This is a genomic window from Methylobacterium sp. WL6 (assembly GCF_008040095.1).
In the GTDB taxonomy this organism is placed as follows: Bacteria; Pseudomonadota; Alphaproteobacteria; order Rhizobiales; family Beijerinckiaceae; genus Methylobacterium.
In genome coordinates, this window is record NZ_VRVH01000522.1 from 1 (window position 1) to 1,780 (window position 1,780).

Here is a 1,780-nt window from a genome sequence, read left to right on the forward strand (position 1 = left end):
TGGCCAAGCTCTACGCGCACTGGATGACGATCAACTACCGCGAGAGCTTCGCCCTGCACGCCTCGAACGGGATCCTGTTCAACCACGAGAGCCCGCTGCGCGGGGTCGAGTTCGTCACCCGCAAGGTGACCGACGGGGTGGCGCGGATCAAGCTCGGGCTGTCCTCCGAGCTGCGGCTGGGCAACATCGACGCCAAGCGCGACTGGGGCCACGCCAAGGACTACACCCGGGCGATGTGGATGATGCTGCAGCAGGACCGGCCGGACGACTTCGTGATCGCCACCGGGCGGACGACGACGGTGCGGGACATGTGCGCGCTGGCCTTCGCCCATGTGGGCCTGGCCATGGACGACCACCTCGTCATCGACGAGAAGCTGTACCGGCCGGCCGAGGTCGAGGTGCTGCTGGGCAACCCGGCCAAGGCCGAGGCCGCCTTCGGCTGGAAGGCCGAGATCCCGCTCGAGGCGATGATCCAGGAAATGGTCGAGGCCGACCTGAAGCGCCTGGGCGGTCGGGTTTGATCAAAGAAGGACAGAGGATGACGGGCTACGTTCCGATCGGCCTGCGCCCGTGAAGCGGATCCTGGTCACAGGGGCCACCGGGTTCGTCGGCCGGCATGCGCTCGCAGCCCTGTCGTCCGGCACCGGGGCGTCGGACCGGATCCTCGGGATCGGTCGCGGAACCCCGGCCTCCTTGCCGGACGGCGTCGCCTTCCGGCAGGTCGACCTGCTGGACGAGGCGGCCTTGAGCGCCTGCGTCGCCGAATTTCGGCCGACCGATGTGCTGCACCTGGCGGCGATTGCCTCGGTGCAGCAATCGGCGGACGCGCCGGGGGAGACGTGGCGGGTCAACCTGATGGGCTTGCTGAACCTCGCCGAGGCGACGGCTCACTCCGCTCCGGGAGCGGGCTTCTTCTTCGTGAGTTCGGGAGAGGTCTACGGTCGGGCGTTTCTCGCGGGCCATGCGCTGACCGAGGACACGCGGCCCGAACCGCAGGGCGCCTACGCCCTCTCGAAATGGTTCGGCGAAACGATCCTGCGCGACGTGCTGGCGCGCTCCGAAGTGCGGCTGGTGATCCTGAGACCGTTCAACCAGATCGGTGCGGGCCAGGACGAGCGCTTCGTGGTGCCGTCATTCGCCTGCCAGATCGCCCGGATCGAGGCCGGCCTGGTGCCGCCGGTGCTGGAGGTGGGCAACCTTGCCGCCGAGCGCGACTTCCTGACCGTCGGCGACGTGGTGCAGGCCTATGTCGACTTGATCGGGCGCGGCGCCGAGATCGTGGACGGGTCGGTGTTCAACATCGCCTCTGGGCGGCCGCGCAGCATCGAAAGCGTGCTCTCGGACCTGCGTCGGCATGCGCGGATCCCCTTCGACGTGCGGGTCGCGAAGGACCGGATGCGGCCGTCGGAGATCCCGGTCGCCGCCGGCGACGCGACGCGGCTGACGGAGGCGACCGGCTGGGTTCCCCGGGGCGACTGGGACGCGGCGCTCGCCGACGTTCTCGCACACGCCCGGGCGGCGATGTAACACGCGACGATGGAACGATCGAATTCATGAGCGGACCGGAAGACATGGGCAACGATCCACGATCGCCTTCGCGTTCGATCCTCCCGGTGATTTTGTGCGGTGGTTCGGGCACGCGTCTGTGGCCGATATCGCGCGAGAGCATGCCGAAGCAGTTCGCGCGGCTGGTGGACGCGTCGGAATCGACGTTCCAGGCCACCGCGCGGCGGGTGGGCGACGCGGCGGTCTTCGCCCGGCCGGCGGTGATCGCGGCGGC

At 69.2% G+C, this 1,780-nt stretch carries 3 protein-coding genes; all 3 read left to right on the plus strand.

Features of this window, described 5'->3' with window-relative positions; translation table 11 throughout:
* Positions 1–521: GDP-mannose 4,6-dehydratase (locus FV230_RS27980; protein ID WP_147844682.1), on the plus strand; the 521-nt coding region annotated here is incomplete at its 5' end.
* Between the two features lie 49 nt (positions 522–570).
* Positions 571–1,527, plus strand: a complete 957-nt coding sequence (locus tag FV230_RS27985) for a GDP-mannose 4,6-dehydratase (protein ID WP_147844683.1) — start codon at positions 571–573, stop codon at positions 1,525–1,527.
* Between the two features lie 26 nt (positions 1,528–1,553).
* Positions 1,554–1,780 (plus strand): sugar phosphate nucleotidyltransferase (locus FV230_RS27990; RefSeq protein ID WP_246695041.1); only part of this gene is annotated, 227 nt, incomplete at its 3' end.